Source organism: Oceanobacter sp. 1_MG-2023, from assembly GCF_030689025.1.
Taxonomy (GTDB): Bacteria; Pseudomonadota; Gammaproteobacteria; order Pseudomonadales; family Oceanobacteraceae; genus Oceanobacter.
This window is the reverse complement of the sequence record NZ_JAUYWA010000012.1, coordinates 56,806-73,064: the sequence shown is the minus strand read 5'-3', so window position 1 is coordinate 73,064 and position 16,259 is coordinate 56,806. Positions and strand designations below refer to the sequence as shown.

Annotated in this window: 14 protein-coding genes and 1 riboswitch; of the genes, 10 read left to right on the top strand and 4 right to left on the bottom strand. The window is 54.5% G+C overall.

Annotation, left to right across the window (positions count from 1 at the left end):
* Positions 1–8: 8 nt before the first annotated feature.
* Both pgl and Q8W22_RS09820 read left to right on the top strand, forming a co-directional pair.
* Positions 9–710 carry a 6-phosphogluconolactonase gene (gene pgl, locus Q8W22_RS09825; protein WP_303431941.1) on the top strand — a complete coding sequence of 234 codons (702 nt, stop codon included), beginning with the start codon at positions 9–11 and terminating at the stop codon, positions 708–710.
* A gap of 157 nt (positions 711–867) precedes the next feature.
* Complete coding sequence (locus Q8W22_RS09820) at positions 868–2,598, top strand: sugar phosphorylase (protein WP_305452263.1); 1,731 nt, start codon at positions 868–870, stop codon at positions 2,596–2,598.
* Positions 2,599–2,645: 47 nt separating this feature from the next.
* Here the strand turns inward: Q8W22_RS09820 and Q8W22_RS09815 are convergent, their stop codons facing one another.
* From Q8W22_RS09815 to Q8W22_RS09805, 3 genes are read right to left on the bottom strand one after another with little or no spacing between them, the layout of a single operon-like run.
* Positions 2,646–3,863 carry a glycosyl transferase gene (locus Q8W22_RS09815; protein WP_303431943.1) on the bottom strand — a complete coding sequence of 406 codons (1,218 nt, stop codon included), beginning with the start codon at positions 3,861–3,863 and terminating at the stop codon, positions 2,646–2,648.
* An 11-nt stretch (positions 3,864–3,874) separates the two neighbouring features.
* The gene (locus Q8W22_RS09810; RefSeq protein ID WP_305452262.1) at positions 3,875–4,687 is read right to left on the bottom strand and encodes a mannosyl-3-phosphoglycerate phosphatase; all 813 of its coding nucleotides are present in this window, start codon (positions 4,685–4,687) and stop codon (positions 3,875–3,877) included.
* A gap of 22 nt (positions 4,688–4,709) precedes the next feature.
* Positions 4,710–5,636, bottom strand: a complete 927-nt coding sequence (locus tag Q8W22_RS09805; protein ID WP_305415341.1) for a hypothetical protein — start codon at positions 5,634–5,636, stop codon at positions 4,710–4,712.
* A gap of 366 nt (positions 5,637–6,002) precedes the next feature.
* Between Q8W22_RS09805 and Q8W22_RS09800 the strand changes: the two genes are divergently transcribed.
* Positions 6,003–6,860, top strand: coding sequence for a prephenate dehydratase (locus tag Q8W22_RS09800; RefSeq protein ID WP_303431946.1), 858 nt, complete (start codon positions 6,003–6,005; stop codon positions 6,858–6,860).
* Between the two features lie 301 nt (positions 6,861–7,161).
* On the opposite strand, the gene Q8W22_RS09795 is transcribed toward Q8W22_RS09800, so the two are convergent.
* Positions 7,162–8,820: an alpha-amylase family glycosyl hydrolase gene (locus Q8W22_RS09795; protein ID WP_305452261.1), complete on the bottom strand. Its 1,659-nt coding sequence runs from the start codon at positions 8,818–8,820 to the stop codon at positions 7,162–7,164.
* Between the two features lie 230 nt (positions 8,821–9,050).
* On the opposite strand from Q8W22_RS09795, the gene Q8W22_RS09790 reads away from it, so the two are divergent.
* From Q8W22_RS09790 to Q8W22_RS09760, 7 genes are all read left to right on the top strand, one after another.
* Entirely contained in the window at positions 9,051–9,551 is a 501-nt protein-coding gene (locus Q8W22_RS09790) for a PaaI family thioesterase (RefSeq protein WP_303431948.1), read from the top strand.
* Entirely contained in the window at positions 9,548–10,039 is a 492-nt protein-coding gene (locus tag Q8W22_RS09785) for a PaaI family thioesterase (RefSeq protein ID WP_303431949.1), read from the top strand. The genes Q8W22_RS09790 and Q8W22_RS09785 overlap by 4 nt, the downstream gene beginning before the upstream one ends.
* 19 nt (positions 10,040–10,058) lie before the next feature.
* Positions 10,059–10,161, top strand: a riboswitch (TPP riboswitch).
* A gap of 155 nt (positions 10,162–10,316) precedes the next feature.
* Positions 10,317–12,260 (top strand): phosphomethylpyrimidine synthase ThiC, encoded by a 1,944-nt coding sequence (thiC, locus tag Q8W22_RS09780; protein ID WP_303431950.1) that lies wholly within the window; start codon positions 10,317–10,319, stop codon positions 12,258–12,260.
* The gene (locus Q8W22_RS09775; protein ID WP_305415336.1) at positions 12,253–13,431 is read left to right on the top strand and encodes an FAD-dependent oxidoreductase; all 1,179 of its coding nucleotides are present in this window, start codon (positions 12,253–12,255) and stop codon (positions 13,429–13,431) included. The genes thiC and Q8W22_RS09775 overlap by 8 nt, the downstream gene beginning before the upstream one ends.
* Positions 13,428–13,631, top strand: coding sequence for a MoaD/ThiS family protein (locus tag Q8W22_RS09770; protein WP_303431952.1), 204 nt, complete (start codon positions 13,428–13,430; stop codon positions 13,629–13,631). Before Q8W22_RS09775 ends, Q8W22_RS09770 begins: the two co-directional genes overlap by 4 nt.
* A gap of 3 nt (positions 13,632–13,634) precedes the next feature.
* The gene (locus Q8W22_RS09765; RefSeq protein ID WP_303431953.1) at positions 13,635–14,456 is read left to right on the top strand and encodes a thiazole synthase; all 822 of its coding nucleotides are present in this window, start codon (positions 13,635–13,637) and stop codon (positions 14,454–14,456) included.
* Between the two features lie 31 nt (positions 14,457–14,487).
* Positions 14,488–16,218, top strand: coding sequence for a thiamine phosphate synthase (locus Q8W22_RS09760; RefSeq protein ID WP_305452257.1), 1,731 nt, complete (start codon positions 14,488–14,490; stop codon positions 16,216–16,218).
* The last annotated feature ends 41 nt before the right edge of the window (positions 16,219–16,259 follow it).

Here is a 16,259-nt window from a genome sequence, read left to right as displayed (position 1 = left end):
GTGCATGTATGAGCGACAATCGATTTGATTCCGCCAGTATTCTGGCAAAACAGTTAGCCGATGCGGTCAGTCTTTGCCTGAAAGAGCGGGTTGCGCAAAAAGGCAGAGCCTGTCTGGCCGTGAGTGGTGGTAACACCCCGAAAGCCTTTTTTGAAGAACTGGGCAAGCGGGCGTTGCCCTGGTCCCAGATTCTGGTGACATTGGTGGATGAACGCTGGGTTGATGAAAGTGATCCGTCCAGCAATGCCGGCCTGGTCAAGGCGCATTTACTGCAAGGCCCGGCTGCTGCCGCGTATTTTTTACCCCTGAAAAATGCAGCCCTGACGCCGACTGCCGGTTTTATGGACTGTGAAAACAGCCTGCATGAGCAAATTTCGCGGCTGGATGTAGCGGTACTGGGGATGGGAACCGATGGTCATACGGCATCCTGGTTTCCACAGTCAGCCGCATTGGAGCGATGCCTTGATGAAGGTGGTTCAGCCTGGAGCTCGCCAGTCGTTGATGCTGAGCTGGAACTGCCCCGAATGACCCTGACCTGGGCGATGTTAAGCCAGTGTCAGAATATATTCTTACACTTTGAAGGGGCGGAAAAACAGGCTGTCTTCGAGGCTGCCTGTGATCCTGGCCAGCAGCAAAATATTGCCGCCATGCCGGTTCGTACCTTGTTATATCAGTCCCAAGTGCCGCTGAGTATATTTCGAACGCCTTGAAAGGAAGAGGCGGCCGGGATTTTTTGAGGGGTGCAGGAGTGATTGTCTTTTCTCTCTGTATCTTTTTCCTCTCGGCTGGCTTCCGCCCCGCTCGTGCCATTACGGCATAAAAATGGCAGTGAATTCAGTCTATTGCGACAGTTAACCAGGAAAGTATATGTCAAATGACCTGATCACCAGGCTTACCAGACGTCTCCAGAAGATTTATCTCGATGCCACTGTAGCAGCCGACACCGCGGCTGATCTGGAGCGTTTGTGCCTCAAGTTTCTGGAAGGCCGCAAGAGCCAGCCGGGAGAAATGACCAATGGACAACGCTGGAGCCAGGAAGACGTTATCCTGATCACTTACGGCAACAGCATCCAGCAGGCGGGGGAGGTGCCATTCCAGACTCTCAGCCGTTTTCTCAAGGACAATGTGGCAGACACCTTGAATGCGGTACACCTGCTACCATTTTCGCCCTACAGTTCGGATGATGGTTTTTCCGTGATCGATTACCGTCAGGTCAACCCTGACTGGGGCAACTGGGAAGATGTTGCCAGTATCGCTGAAAACTTCGATCTGATGGCTGACCTGGTGGTGAACCATTGTTCGCGAGAGAGTTTGTGGTTTATCGATTATGTCGCTAACTGCGAACCTTACAGTGACTATTTTATCGAGGTCGAAATCGGTACCGATGTGTCCGGGGTAACACGACCACGTAATACACCCTTGCTGACGCCGGTACATACCCACCGGGGTGTTCGCCATGTCTGGGCGACCTTCAGTGAAGATCAGATTGATCTCAACTACGCCAACCCCAAAGTGCTGGTTGAGATGATGAACATCATGCTGTTTTACGTCGAGCAGGGTGCCCGTTTTGTACGGCTGGATGCCATTGCCTACTTGTGGAAACAGCTGGGTACCAACTGCATCCATTTGCCGCAGACCCATGAAGTCGTCAAGTTGATGCACGATATCGTCGAAGCAGTAGCCCCTGAAGTGGTACTGATAACCGAAACCAATGTGCCGGTTGCCGAAAACCTCAGTTATTTTGGCGACTCGGATGAAGCGCATATGGTGTATCAGTTTGGCTTGCCGCCGTTGGTCTTACACGCGCTGAATCGGGGAAAATCTGACTATCTGGCTGATTGGGCCAGCAAGATTCCACCGCTGCCGGAAGGCTGCACCTATCTTAATTTTACTGCCTCCCATGACGGGATTGGCGTGCGTCCGGTAGAGGGCATCCTGCCGGCTCATGAAGTTGAAAACCTGATTGAATGCATGCACAAATTTGGTGGTTTCGTCAGTATGAAGGCGAATCCGGACGGCACGGAAAGCCCCTACGAAATCAATATTGCCCTGTTTGATGCCTGCATGGGAACCCGTCGTGGCCCGGATCACTTCCAGGTGCCACGTTTCCTGTGTTCCCAGGCCATCATGCTGGCGATGCAGGGGATTCCGGCGGTGTATATTCACAGCCTGACCGCCAGTCCAAATGATCTGGCCCACGTGGAGCAAACCGGCCGTACGCGCTCGATCAACCGCCGTATCTGGAATTGTGACGAGCTGGAAACGCTGCTGAACAATCCGGTAACCCCCCAGGCCGAGATCTTTAATCGGTTACGGCAGATGATCCGGATACGTCGACGTCAGCCAGCGTTCCACCCTGACGCCCGTCAGGAGGTGATTCGTATCAACTCTGACCTGTTTATTATTAAACGCAGCTGTGGTGACCGCGGCCAGACCGTTTTTGCTATCTCCAACGTCACGGAGCGCAAAATGGCGTTGCCACTGGCGAGTCTGGGGTTCCTGGTATTGGGTATGACAGATTTGCTGGAAGAGGAGGCCGGACCACTAGGAGACACTCTGACTCTGAAGCCGTATCAGACCGTGTGGCTCACCAGTTGAAGCAAGCGTCGCTGGTGAGTGGTTGACTCACCAGCGACGTCGTGTTGTCAGGACTGGATATTATCTTCCTCAACGGCTTCGTAAAGACGATCGAGAATATCCGGGATGGCGGAAATAACGCGATTCCAGCTTGGGATAAACGGAGTTTCCATTGGGTTTTCGAGGAAATAATCACCGGCAGACATAATATTCTCTGCAAACAGTTCGACCGCGGCCTCTTCCTGGTGGCGGTCCAGTGTCAAACCGTTCATCAGAGCATCGTTGTAGTAGGTTTCAACAAAATCCAGTGCGACCCGGAAATAGGTTGCCTTGATGGTGCGGAAGGTTTCGTTGGTGAAAACCTCGCCCTGGGTGGCCAGTTTGCGGAAGATAGCCTTGCAGATATCGGTACTCATTTTGGAGAGGCCCAGCGCTGAATCTTCTGCTGACAGTGGTTGATGCTTGTGATCATAATTGTCACAAATATCCACCTGGCAGAGACGATTGGTGCTGTAATTGCGGTTCATCTCAGACAGCACACCAATTTCCAGACCCCAGTCGGTTGGAATCCGAAGGTCATTCAGGACGTCGGCGCGCATCGAAAATTCACCCGACAATGGGTAGCGAAAGCTGTCGAGAAAATCGAGATATTCCTTTTGCCCCAGCACTTTTTTCAGCGCTCGAATCAGTGGCGTAACCAGCAGTCGGCTGACACGGCCATTCATTTTGTTGTCTGCAATACGGGCGTAATAACCTTTGGCAAATTCGTAGTTGAAGGCCGGGTTGGCGACCGGATAAATCAGTCGGGCCAGTAAGCTGCGATCGTAGGTGACGATGTCGCAATCATGCAGGGCAACGGCTTCTGCACGACCGGATGCCAGTACATAGCCATAGCAATACCAGACGTTGCGACCCTTGCCCATTTCCTTGGGCGCCAGGCCTTTTTCTTCCAGTAAGGAATTGATTTTGCGCAGCCGTGGACCATCATTCCAGAGCACGCGATGGTGTTGCGGCAACCGGGAAAACTCATCTTTGGCGTGTTGGTATTCAGACTCATCAGCCTGATCGAGACCAATAACAATCTCGTTGAGATAAGGGACTTCACTGATTTCGTCAATGATATGGCCAAGAGCAGGGCCTTGAAGTTCAGAGTAAAGCGAAGGCAGTACCAGGGACATCGGACGTACGCGGGAAAAGCTCAGCAGTTCTTTTTCCATTTCTTCCAGTGGACGATCAACCAAGTTGTGCAGGGTGGTGATTGTTCCATTCTGGTAAAAGTCAGCCATGACCAGGCTCCTTATGATAATTGTTCTAATAATGTGAGTATTTCAGTATTCCAGCCCGCTGGCCCTTTGTGGGCCGCCGTTCTGGCGGAGGGATGCTGCAGTGACAGGGTCTGGTTTTCGCCCGGAATAACGATCGGATAATCGGCAGCTTCCAGCATGGCGCGATCATTTTCGCCGTCGCCCAGCGCGGCAACCTGTGGCGTGAGCTGCCATTGGTGTTGGTAATACTGACGGAAAAAATCCAGCCCGCTGGCTTTGTTGGTGGTACCCATGACGTGGTAAAAACGGCCACCTTTGGTGAGTGTCAGCTGATACTCAGCCAGCCGCTGGCGGAAGCGTTCGAGGGCTTCGTCGCTGTCGTGCCAGAGCAGTGGCTCAGAGGCTTGCCGTTTTTTGGCCAGCCAGGCGTTGTCTTGCGACAATCCGGTCATGGCCGCCACTTCCGTGGCCGGCATATCGTTAAACCCGCGAAAATGAAAACCTTCGTGCTGCAGTTGATGCAGGGCTTTGAGGATATCGACATAGCTGACACCAAGCACTTCGCTGTTAAAGCCTGTGGCATCGGGTTTGGGGATATGGATAACGCTGCCGTTTTCACAGACAAACGGATAACGGTTGTCCAGTTCGTGGCGCAAGCCACTGACTTCGTCACAGGTTTTGCTGGTATTAAACAGCACAGGAATATGCAAGGCCCGCAGGCGTTTCAGTGCGGGCAGGGCTGCATTGGCACTGTAGTTGTGGTGATCGAGCAGGGTTCCATCAAGGTCGGTCATCACGACCAGAGGTACCGTCGGAATGTCGCATTGGCTGGTATTGCTTGACATGACGCGCTCCCGGCAATAGTAATCAATGGATGTGGTTAACGGCGTGCTGGTTGTTCAGTTCCAGTACCAGATCAGCATGCCCAGGCAAATCACGCAAGGCATTTTCGGTCAAACGCTGATAATGCTGGATAAATCGTACCAGTCCAGCGTGATCAAGTCCCCGATCGTGTTGTCCTTTGGCGTGCTTGCGATTTTCAACTTCCTGCTGGCCGCGCCAGTTCAGTACGGCTTGCATGCCGGGGACTTTCAGCATGACCAGACGATCCATCATGGCAAACCAGTCGGCGTAGTCCTCGGCCAGGCGCTGGTTGACCCAGCGGCGCCATTGGCCGTCGGTGTCTTCCGTTGCTTCGAGCTGGTTGGCGGGTTCATCCAGCTGGCTGTCCTCGACGGCATGACAACCAACACACCAGCCTTCAAACAGAATCAGGTCAACAGGGCCAACAATCTGGTGCCAATCGGATGCTGGCAAACGATCGTCCGAAACCTTGTCGAAGGCTGGAATGGTCAGACACTGGCCAGGCTCCAGTTGTTTCAGATCGGTAAACAACTGGCGACCCAGGGTGGCATCGTGAGTACCGGGAACCCCCCGTGTGGCCAGTAATGGGTGCACTGACTGGCCTAATTGCTGACGCTGATCATGACCGAGGTAAAGGTCGTCAATGGAGACGATGACACAGTTCCAGCCCAGCGCGGCTTTGTATAAGCTGGCCAGGGCCTGGCTCAGGGTCGATTTGCCGGAGCCCTGGCCACCATGAATGCCGATGACCGGAACACCACCCAGTTCATTTTTTTGCTGCGCCACCCAGGTGGCGACGGGTAGCCAAACATCAGGCCATTGTTTCAGCCAGGGCTCTGGTAACGACTTTAACGCGGAATAATTACTGGCGAAGGTGGTGCGGAGGTGTTCATCAAGAGGTCGTGTTCCGGGCCAGAGTGTGGTGGTCATGATAGTCCTCGCAAGTCGGTCATGCGCTGCTGAAGCCGCGTATTAAGGTTGGCCTCTATCGCGGGTTTATGCTGATATATCAGAGGCTTGCTGTATGCTTTGTAGCAGAGACCGTGCCAGACTATATGTCAAACTGGCCAATGTATGAACTTTGGTTCCAGTTGATAGTAAAGCCCCGTACTGACCGATGGTCAGCGTGACATCTTGCTGGCGGGGCGAGAGTGGGTCGGTTGGCGGCTTCACTATTTCAGAAAGTATTGTAATTTATTGGTGCATAATGCGCTCTTTTTTGGTGCTTGTGTTTTTTGTTGGTGCAAACCACTTGATTCAGCGGTTATCGCTGTAGTGGGAATTCAGGAGAACGTCATGGCTGGCCGTGTTGCTTATCAAGGGACTGCGGGTGCCTATTCTCACCTTGCGTGCAGCCGGGTATTTCCGGATTGGGAAGCGGTTGCTTGTGAAGATTTCCAGGCCGCGCTGGAGCTGGTCAGTGCTGGTCAGGTTGACCGGGCAATGATCCCGCTGGAAAACTCGACCGCAGGTCGGGTTGAGGAAATCTATCGAATTATTCCGCGCACGCGCTTGTGCGCAATTACCGAGCATTTTGAGCCGGTCAATCACTGTTTGCTGGCATTACCAGGGGTGCAGCTTATGGATATTGAGTCGGTGGCTTCGCATCCCCAGGCGCTGGCTCAGTGTCATCAGCGTATTGTGAATCTGGGGATGAAAGCGGTGCCGACCATGGACACCGCCCAGGAAGCCGAGGATCTCTCAGCCAGTGGTGATCGCCATCGAGGGGCAATTGCATCGGCCTTGGCGGCTGATTTGTATGGCCTGGAAGTGGTGCATGAAAACTTTCAGGATGTGATGGGTAATACCACTCGTTTTCTGGTGTTTGCCCGGGAACATCAGCACGAAATACGACAGCCGGATATCACCTATATCACCAGTGTGTTATTTACCGTCCGTAATATTCCAGCGTCGCTTTACAAGGCATTAGGCGGATTCGCCACCAACAGTATTAACCTGTTGCGGCTGGAAAGTTATATGGATGGCGCCAGCATGGAAGCCAGTCTATTTCATGCCGATATCCTTGGACATCCTCAGGAGGCCAATATGCAATTGGCTTTGAATGAGCTGGAATATTTTGCTCGGGATATTCGTATTTTTGGTATTTATCCATCCCATGCTTATCGCGATCAGCTGTTTGCCGGTCAGCGTTAGGGGGCATCTATTTAATCCGGTGCTCACTCTGGGCTACCGGATGGTTTCGAATCACGAAGCCAACTTGCAGGCCTGACGGGTCAAGTCAAAAGTCGGCGACACCGAGTCGAGATCATCCGGCAGCCCCCGAAGGGCGCGGGTTGCCGCCGTCCAGTGCGGTGTTGACGAATTTGAAAAGGACTCGTCATTTCGCTGCATTCGTCGCCTTGCCCTGAACAACGGCAACACTCGCGCAGAGCCGTGCAGGATTAAATGGATGCCCCCGTTAGCATGGGTCTGACTGGATCAGTGTTGCTGCTAGTCATGGAGCCACTGAGGCCCGTTGCGGAAAGTCCGGATTGATTTCCAGTATCAGTGCCTGTAGTGGCTCGAGTAATAACGAACCGTCCCGGTATGCCGGGGCAGCGGATGCATGGCTGTTGGCGAGGCAGCGCATAACAGCATGATGGTGCAGGTTAACTGGCTGTGGCTGGTTGGAAAAGTTCAGCAATACCAGTAAACGGTGTGGCTGTTCACAACGCTCGTAGGCAAGCACTTCGTCAGGACTGCCAATAAGTTTGAGTTTGCCCCGGTACAAGGCCGGAGTGCGTTTGCGCAGCCAGATCAAGTGTCGATACCAGCTCAGCAGGCTGTCGGGGTCATGGCTTTGGTCGGTGACACTTGTACCCTCAATCGCCCTTTCTGGTAACCAGCTGGCCGCGCTGGAAAAGGTATTGGGTATTTGCCACATCATTGGCCGCCGGCAACCGTCGCGGCCAGGGTGAAAGGGCCAGTAACGTTTGCCCACCGGATCTTGTCGCTGGGGCAGGGAAACCGGTTGTTCCGGCATGCCAATTTCTTCACCGTAATACAAAAAGGGTGTACCGCGTAGTGTCAGCAGCAGCATCGCCAGCAGACGTGCCCGTTCGAGGCTGTGCTTGTGAGGTGGTTGTTCAGCCTGGGTGCGGTCTGAGTGAGCGGCATAACGGCTGATATGGCGTTTGATATCATGGTTGCTGAGGGTGTAATTCGGCCAGTTCTCGTGCCCTAGCAAGTCGATCCACTGATGAATGACGGCACGGAATGCTCGGGCTGAAAATGGAGCCCGCAAAAAAGCCAGATTAAACGCCAAGTGCAGTTCATCACCATTGCCGCAGTAGCTGGCGGGCAGGCTGGCATCATCTGAATCGGCGATAAATATTTCTCCGACCATCATGCGGTCCGGGTACTGATCAACCCACGAGCGCATCTGTTTGAGCAGCTCGTGCATTTCTGGCTGGTCCCGGTCGTGAATATGTCTCTGACGGTCGTAAGGCCGTGCCGGTTTGAGCCAATCTGTCGGGTTGTTCTGCAAGTCTTTGGCCTTGTAAAAAAGATTGACCACATCGAGACGAAAACCATCGACGCCGCGGGCCAGCCAGAATTCCATCACGGCTTGTATCGCTTGCTGTACCTCAGGGTGACGCCAGTTCAAGTCTGGCTGTTGGGGCAAGAACGAATGAAAATACCAGGCTTTTCTGACGGGATGCCAGCTCCAGCCAGAACCACCAAAGCATGCCTGCCAATTATTCGGACGGGTGTTACCCTCGTGCCAGAGATACCAGTCGGCCTTGCTGGATCCAGGTTGGCAGCTATCGATAAACCAGGGGTGTTGATCCGATGTGTGGTTGGCGACCAGATCCAGAATAATACGAATATCACGCTGATGGGCCTGTTGCAGCAGCTGGTCAAAATCGGCCAGGGTACCAAATACCGGGTCAATAGCCTGGTAATCACAGATGTCGTAGCCAAGATCCAGCATCGGTGACGGGTAGACAGGTGAGAGCCAGATAGCATCGATACCCAGCGAATCCGGCGTTCCGTCATTAAGGTAATCGAGGCGGCTGATCAGTCCTTGCAGGTCGCCAATACCATCATTATTTGAGTCCTGAAAACTGCGTGGATATATTTGATAAACGACTCCATGTTGCCACCAGTTCATCCTCTTGCTCCTGTCGCGAAAACCTGACGGTAGATTCCGGCCGTGACAGGGATATGACGAACCTGTCAACAACCGTCAGAGTGAGCAAGGGGACTGGTTTTACCGCAGCGCTGGATGGTGCCGGGGCCGATTGGTGTTGACCTGAAGGCATGGTTGGCATGGATGTCTTGCGTGGTGGACTATCTTGGGTATTATTCCAAAAAGTTAATTATAAAAGAGACGAGTGAATTATGGGCAATAATGAAACCGTCGAGCCGATTTCTGACGCCGAGCGTTTTGCACGCGCAGCGCGTTTTATCTCGGTGTTGCGACATTGTCAGGTACTGGGTATCTCTCTGGTTTCTGCGGATGCCAACGGGCTGGTCATGATGCTGCCCTATGCGCCTGAACTGGTTGGTAATCCGATCACCGGAGCCTTGCACGGCGGCAGTTTGACGACTCTGATGGATACTGCCTGTGGCACCGCGGTAGTCAACGCCTTGCCGGGATTTGAGTTGTGCCCGACGCTGGATTTGCGGGTGGATTATATGCGTTCGGCTCGCAGCGGTCAGAACCTGTTGGCTCACGCCAGTGTGCAGCGGGTCACTGCCTCGGTGGTGTTTGCCGACTGTCGGGTGGTGCAGGCCGATGATGGTGAAGTGATCGCCAAATGCAATGCAACGTTTATGCGCTTGACGCATTTGCAACCGGCCAATGCGCTGGCAACGGGTATTCAGGGAGACAACGGATGACGGATCAAACGACCACCCAGCAGGATGATTTTGCCAGCAAGGTCCAATATGCCCGCGCCAGTGGAGACTATCAATCCTTGATGAATGCGATTCCCTATGCGGCGGTTATCGGTGCCGAAGTATTGCAACAAGAGGGAGAATTATTATTTCGCTTACCCAGGAACCCGGACAATATTGGTAATCCATTATTGCCAGCCATTCATGGTGGCGTGATCGGTGGATTTATGGAGTTGGCAGCCTCGATTCAGGTGCTGATCCGTGCGGAACCCATGGGTTTGCCCAAACTGATCGACTTCTCGCTGGACTATCTACGGGCCGGGCGCGATCAGGATACCCTGGTTGATTGCCAGATCTGGCGACAAGGGGTGCGAGTGGCCAATGTGGCTATCACTGCCTGGCAAAGTGACCGGCAACAACCGATTGCCACGGCCCGGGCACATTTTCTGCTGAGTGCTTCTTTTGGCGTAGAAGGCTTGTCGCCGTCATAAATAGCGTTTAATCTGCTCGAACATTCTGTCGGGGTGCCTCATTGGAGGCTGAGATCGCAATTGCGGATCCCGTTGAACCTGATCTGGTTAGTGCCAGCGTAGGGAACAGAAAAGTCACGTATGATCCGGCATCCTTTTACTGTGATGGATGTTTGGGTTCTGCATGAAGGTATCAGTCGCCCGGCTGAACCTGATACGTGATCGGCCATGACCCGCCTCTTTTCTTTCTTGTACCGCTGCCTGCCTGATCCTTTCCATATTCAGAGAGGTATCAAGTATGGCTTCCGCCAACAATGAAACACACGACAAAACACACGGCAATACCGCCAATGCCGAGTCGCCACTGACCCAGGCGCAGCTGGATCGCTTGAGTTATCCGGCCTCACGCAAGGTCTATATTCAGGGCTCCCGGGACGATATACAGGTCGGAGTTCGGGAAATTGAGCTGACGCCTACCCAGTTGAGTGATGGCAACACCGAGCATAATCCACCGGTGCGGGTTTACGATATGTCGGGCCCGTACAGTGATCCGGCGCTTGATCTGGATCTTGCCAAAGGCTTGTCCGCACTGCGGCAACCGTGGATTGACGAGCGCTCCGATACGGAAGTACTGGCCCAGTCCAGCTCATATTTCAGCCAGACCCGCGATATGGATTTGCGTTACGAGCAGTGGCGTATGAAAACCGAACGCAAGCCACGGCGTGCCTTGCCGGGCAACAATGTCACCCAGTTGCATTATGCCAGGCAGGGGATTATCACCCCGGAAATGGAATACATTGCCATCCGCGAAAACCTCGGGCTGACCGAGCAGGCGTTAGCCGATGCGCTGACACAGCAGCATCCGGGGCAAAGCTGGGGTGCCAATATTCCTGCCTTGATTACCCCGGAATTTGTTCGTGATGAGGTTGCGCGAGGACGGGCGGTGATCCCGAATAATATCAATCACCCGGAAAGCGAGCCGATGATTATTGGCCGTAATTTCCGTACCAAGGTCAACGCCAATATTGGCAACTCGGCCGTTACCTCTTCCATTGCCGATGAAGTGGAAAAGCTGGTATGGGCAACCCATTGGGGAGCCGACACCATTATGGATTTGTCGACCGGGCAAAACATTCATGAAACCCGTGAATGGATTCTGCGTAACTCGCCGGTGCCTGTTGGTACCGTACCTCTATATCAGGCGTTAGAGAAATGCGGAGGCATCGCAGAAGACCTGACCTGGGAATTGTTCCGCGATACCTTGATCGAACAGGCTGAGCAGGGGGTGGATTATTTCACCATCCATGCCGGGGTGCGGCTGGCACATATTCCACTGACCGCCAAGCGGGTAACAGGCATCGTCAGCCGGGGTGGTTCGATTATGGCCAAGTGGTGCCTGGCACATCATCAGGAAAGCTTTCTGTACAGTCACTTCGAAGACATCTGCGACATCATGAAAGCCTACGATGTCTGTTTCTCTTTGGGAGATGGCTTGCGCCCCGGTTCGATTGCAGACGCCAACGATGAAGCCCAGTTTGCCGAGTTACACACCCTGGGCGAGCTGACCAAAATTGCCTGGCAGCACGATGTGCAGACCTTTATCGAAGGGCCTGGTCATGTGCCAATGCATATGATCAAGGAGAACATGGATGAGCAATTAAAGCACTGCCAGGAAGCGCCGTTTTATACCCTGGGACCGCTGACCACCGACATTGCGCCCGGTTACGACCACATTACATCCGGCATTGGCGCCGCCCTGATCGGTTGGTACGGCTGCGCCATGCTGTGTTATGTCACCCCCAAGGAACATCTGGGCTTGCCCAACAAGGAAGATGTCAAACAGGGCATGATGGCTTATCGCATCGCGGCGCATGCGGCGGATCTGGCCAAGGGACATCCCGGTGCCCAGATACACGATAACGCCATGTCCAAAGCACGGTTTGAATTTCGCTGGCAGGATCAGTTCAACCTGGCGCTGGACCCGGAGACAGCCCGGGCCTATCACGATGAAACCATGCCAAAAGAAGGCCATAAACTGGCGCATTTCTGTTCCATGTGTGGCCCCAAGTTTTGCTCCATGAAAATATCCCAGGAAGTACGAGACGCTGCTAACGCGGAACAAGCCCAGCAAGCGATGGCCGACAAGGCTGAAGAATTTCGCCAGCAAGGCAGCGAGCTTTACCATCCCGCCAGTAGCACCGATCAGATGAGCGAGGTTGACGAGGCACTGGATAATGCATAACCGCTGCGAGTATGACTGGGAGGCGTGGAAAGCCTCCGGAGCCGAAATCTGTATTGCCGGAGCTGGCTTGATCGGGAGCCTGATTGGCTGGCGACTGGCACGTCAGGGTTATCGGGTACACCTGTTTGAAGCCAGTGAGGAAGAGCCCCTCGCACCAGCAACTCCCCGGGCCGCGGCACATACCGCCGCCGCCATGGTGGCCCCCTACAGTGAGTTGCCGCTCTGTAGCCCGAATCTTTTCCGGATGGGATTGCAGTCGCTGGAACTATGGCCAACCTTGTTGCAGGCGTTGTCGGCCGACACTGGGGAAACGATCGATTTTTGCCGGGGAGGGACTCTGATGGTGGCCCATCCCGCCGATAATGGTCTGCTGGATGATATGGGGCGATGCCTTGCACGGCATCATGTTGGAGCCGAGCAGGGTATTGCCTGGCAAAATCGCCAGCAAATCGAGGCGCTGGAGCCGCACTTGTCGGAGCAATTCCGGCGCGGCCTCTGGCTGATGCCGGAAGGTCATCTGGAAAATCGCCGTCTATTGGTTTTGTTACATCGGGCCATTATTTCCGCTGGTGGAAAAATCAGTCTGAATAGTCCGGTTGATTACGTTGCTGAAGACGCGCACAGCCATTGGTATGTGAACCAACAAGCTTATCCGGCAGTGTTATGGATTGATTGCTGTGGTGTTGGCGCCCAGCGTTGGCGGTCACAAGTGCGCGGTGTGAGGGGCGAGGTAATCTGGATTGAGGCACCGGATGTTGAAATTCAGCGGCCGGTACGATTACTGCACCCCAAATACCATCTGTATCTGGTTCCCAAGGAGCAGGGGCGCTACATCTTGGGGGCCACTGAAATTGAAAGCTCTGATCGATCCCCCGTCAGTGTGCGCTCAGCGCTGGAAATGCTCAGTGCCCTGTATGCCTTGTCACCAGCGCTGGCAGAAGCCCGCATCCTGGAGCTGGCCTCCAATTTACGCCCGGCACTGAGCCACCATGAACCTGAAATCACCCGCTCTGCCGGAACGCTGGCAGTGAATGGTTTGTACCGCCATGGGTTTTTATTGTCGCCAGCGCTTCTCGACCGTTTGCAGCAAGAGTATCAGGTACCGCTGGGGTTGATGCCGCTAGCGGCAGCCAGTCGTCAGACCAGCGCAACAGCGGAGGCCGCAGTATGAAGATATGCCTCAACGGAGAATGGTTACAAGTGAGTGTATTACGGTTGGATGAGTTGCTGCAGCAACAAGGGTTCGCTGCTGCCGCGGGCAATTTTGTGGTTGCCGTGGACCAGCGCCTGATCCATCAGGGCCAATATCATGAGCTGGCACTGGTTGATGGTATGCAGGTTGATATCTTGGGCGCAATGACAGGAGGGTGATGCATGATCGTACCAACAGTAAAACAGACGGTAACACTGGCCGAAGAGGACATTGCCGGACGATTGTGGCTGGGCAGTTCATTATACCCTTCGCCAGACCTGATGGCCGAAGCGATCACCGCTGCCAGCCCCGGCTTTGTGACGGTGGCATTACGTCGCCAGACGGCTCGCAATATTGAAGATAACGGTCACTGGGCCTTGCTGAAAGAAACGACCAGTCGGACGGGTGCCCGGTTATTACCAAACACGGCCGGGTGTTTTACTGCCAGAGAAGCGATTCTGATGGCAACGCTGGCCCGTGAATTGTTTGCCACATCCTGGATCAAGCTGGAAGTGATGGGAGATGACTATACTCTCCAGCCCGATCCGTTTGAGCTGCTGGAAGCCGCCCGCGAGCTGGTTTCCCAGGGCTTCAAGGTATTACCGTATTGCACCGAAGATCTGGTGCTGTGTCAGCGCTTACTGGATGCCGGTTGTGTTGGCATCATGCCTTGGGGGGCACCTATTGGCAGTGGCTGTGGTCTACAAAATCCGGAAGGGCTGAAACGTTTGCGGCAACGTTTGCCGGAAGCCTTTATGGTGATTGATGCCGGGCTGGGGAAACCATCCCAGGCAATGCAGGCCATGGAGCTGGGCTTTGATGCCGTGCTGCTGAATACCGCCGTGGCCCAGGCAGAGCAGCCAGTGGCCATGGCTTCTGCGTTTGCTGCGGCTGTTTCCGGTGGGCGTATGGCCTACGAAGCCGGGTTAATGACCGAGCGACCGCAAGCCAGCCCGTCAACGCCGCTGCTCGGGTTGCCTTTCTGGCACCAGACAAGTTCTTAATACACAACGTTTTCAAGGAGGTAAACGACGCGTGACAACGCTTTTTTCAGAATGTTATTGCGGCACACCCAAGGCACCGTCCGAACGCGCCAGAATCTGGTCAATTACAGCGTCTGACTGTTCGGCAGGAGCGGGTATGCAGGCCGATGTGTCGATGGCACAAGCCATGGGGGTGGATTGTGCCACCCTGGTGATTGCGATCACCGCGCAAAGCAGCCGCGGCGTACAGGCGGTTGAGCCGGTGACGCAATCAATGCTGGATGCCCAATGGGTGGCATTACAGGATGATGGCTGGCCCCAGGCGGTTCGCCTGGGCTGGATTCCCCCCGACCCGGAGTTGTTCCGTTGGCTGTTACAACGGCTACAACTGCTGAAACAGCGTGGGGTTCCGATTATCTGGGACCCGGTGCTGGGGGCAACCGGAGGCGGTCTGGCCAGTTGGCATTGCCTGGATGAATACGCCGGGTTATTGAAGCTGACCGATGTGATTACGCCCAATGTAACGGAGTTATTACGGCTGACCGGTGATTCGGATATTCATCGGCAGGGGATTTTTACGGCCGCCCAGACCCTGTTGTCGGCTGGTGCCGGGGCCGTTCTGGTGACAGGTATTACGGCGCTGCAACTGGACTTGAAAAGCGATGAGGGACAACACTGCCGTCAGGGAGAAAATATTCTGGTTGACTGGTATATCGGCCCGGACAGCGAACAGGAAGCCGCGGCGGGCATCGATATCCAGGCGCTGGACCCGGAGCAGCGACTGGCACCGTCATTTATGTTGATGCATTACCGCTTGCCCTGGTCAGCCCATGGCACCGGTTGTCATCTGGCTGCGGCTCTGGCTGCCGGACTGGCTTCCGGATTACGTCGTTATGACAGTGTGATGCTGGCGGTGGCGAATACCCTGGCCAGCCTGGCGGCGTCCAGCCAGCGTGCTTCTGGCTATCATCAGCTGCACGCCGCGGATGTGCGTCAGCTCGCCTTCGCCCAGCTGGGGCTGGAACTGTTACCGCTTACCAGCAGTGCTTCATTGACATCTGACCGGATGTTTTTTTCCCGAACCTTCCCGGCGTTACCACATAGCCTGGGACTGTATGGCCTGGTTGATAATCTGGCACATTTACGGCGGTTGCTGAAACTGGGGATCGACAGCCTGCAATGGCGGGTCAAAAACCCTGGCCCGGACTATCGTGACGAAACCTGGGAAGCCATTCGGTTATGTCGCCATGCCGGTGTGCCACTGTTTATCAATGACGACTGGCAACTGGCACTGGAACTGAAGGCCGATGGGGTACATCTGGGGCAGGAAGATTTGTTGGAAGCCGACCTGGTGGCCCTGTCCGAAGCGGGATTGATGCTGGGGATCAGTACTCATAGCGAGTGGGAAATACTTCACGCGTTGCGTTATCAGCCGTCGTATATTGCTTTTGGCCCGGTGTTCAAGCCACTTTCCAAAACACTCAAGTATCCTCCGCTGGGGTGCGATACCTTGAGCCGTTGGGTGCGACGCAGTGATGCGGTTGCCCTGACCTGTATTGGTGGTATTACCACCGAGACGATTCAGCCGGTTGCTGCCAGCGGGATTCGTTCTGCTGCTATTGTGACCGCACTGGCTGATGACGACGGACTGGAAGACCGGTTACAACAATTGCAGTGCTGGTTTCCGCCTCGAGGAGAGCGTTTTGGTGAGGGAGTAGAAACCTTGAAAATACGGAAATCACAACACCTGTCACCCCGGATCTGTACGATTTGTAAGCACTGAACTGCCTGTATATCGCCTGTTGGCATGGTATTTTCTGACAC

What these genes read in the sequence shown, in the direction of transcription:
- Q8W22_RS09775 (WP_305415336.1), top strand. Translation starts at nt 12,253, where the DNA reads ATGCATAACCGCTGCGAGTATGACTGGGAGGCGTGGAAAGCCTCCGGA.
- Q8W22_RS09765 (WP_303431953.1), top strand. Translation starts at nt 13,635, where the DNA reads ATGATCGTACCAACAGTAAAACAGACGGTAACACTGGCCGAAGAGGAC.
- Q8W22_RS09815 (WP_303431943.1), bottom strand. Translation starts at nt 3,863, where the DNA reads ATGGCTGACTTTTACCAGAATGGAACAATCACCACCCTGCACAACTTG.
- Q8W22_RS09810 (WP_305452262.1), bottom strand. Translation starts at nt 4,687, where the DNA reads ATGTCAAGCAATACCAGCCAATGCGACATTCCGACGGTACCTCTGGTC.
- pgl (WP_303431941.1), top strand. Translation starts at nt 9, where the DNA reads ATGAGCGACAATCGATTTGATTCCGCCAGTATTCTGGCAAAACAGTTA.
- Q8W22_RS09800 (WP_303431946.1), top strand. Translation starts at nt 6,003, where the DNA reads ATGGCTGGCCGTGTTGCTTATCAAGGGACTGCGGGTGCCTATTCTCAC.
- thiC (WP_303431950.1), top strand. Translation starts at nt 10,317, where the DNA reads ATGGCTTCCGCCAACAATGAAACACACGACAAAACACACGGCAATACC.
- Q8W22_RS09770 (WP_303431952.1), top strand. Translation starts at nt 13,428, where the DNA reads ATGAAGATATGCCTCAACGGAGAATGGTTACAAGTGAGTGTATTACGG.
- Q8W22_RS09820 (WP_305452263.1), top strand. Translation starts at nt 868, where the DNA reads ATGTCAAATGACCTGATCACCAGGCTTACCAGACGTCTCCAGAAGATT.
- Q8W22_RS09785 (WP_303431949.1), top strand. Translation starts at nt 9,548, where the DNA reads ATGACGGATCAAACGACCACCCAGCAGGATGATTTTGCCAGCAAGGTC.
- Q8W22_RS09795 (WP_305452261.1), bottom strand. Translation starts at nt 8,820, where the DNA reads ATGAACTGGTGGCAACATGGAGTCGTTTATCAAATATATCCACGCAGT.
- Q8W22_RS09790 (WP_303431948.1), top strand. Translation starts at nt 9,051, where the DNA reads ATGGGCAATAATGAAACCGTCGAGCCGATTTCTGACGCCGAGCGTTTT.
- Q8W22_RS09805 (WP_305415341.1), bottom strand. Translation starts at nt 5,636, where the DNA reads ATGACCACCACACTCTGGCCCGGAACACGACCTCTTGATGAACACCTC.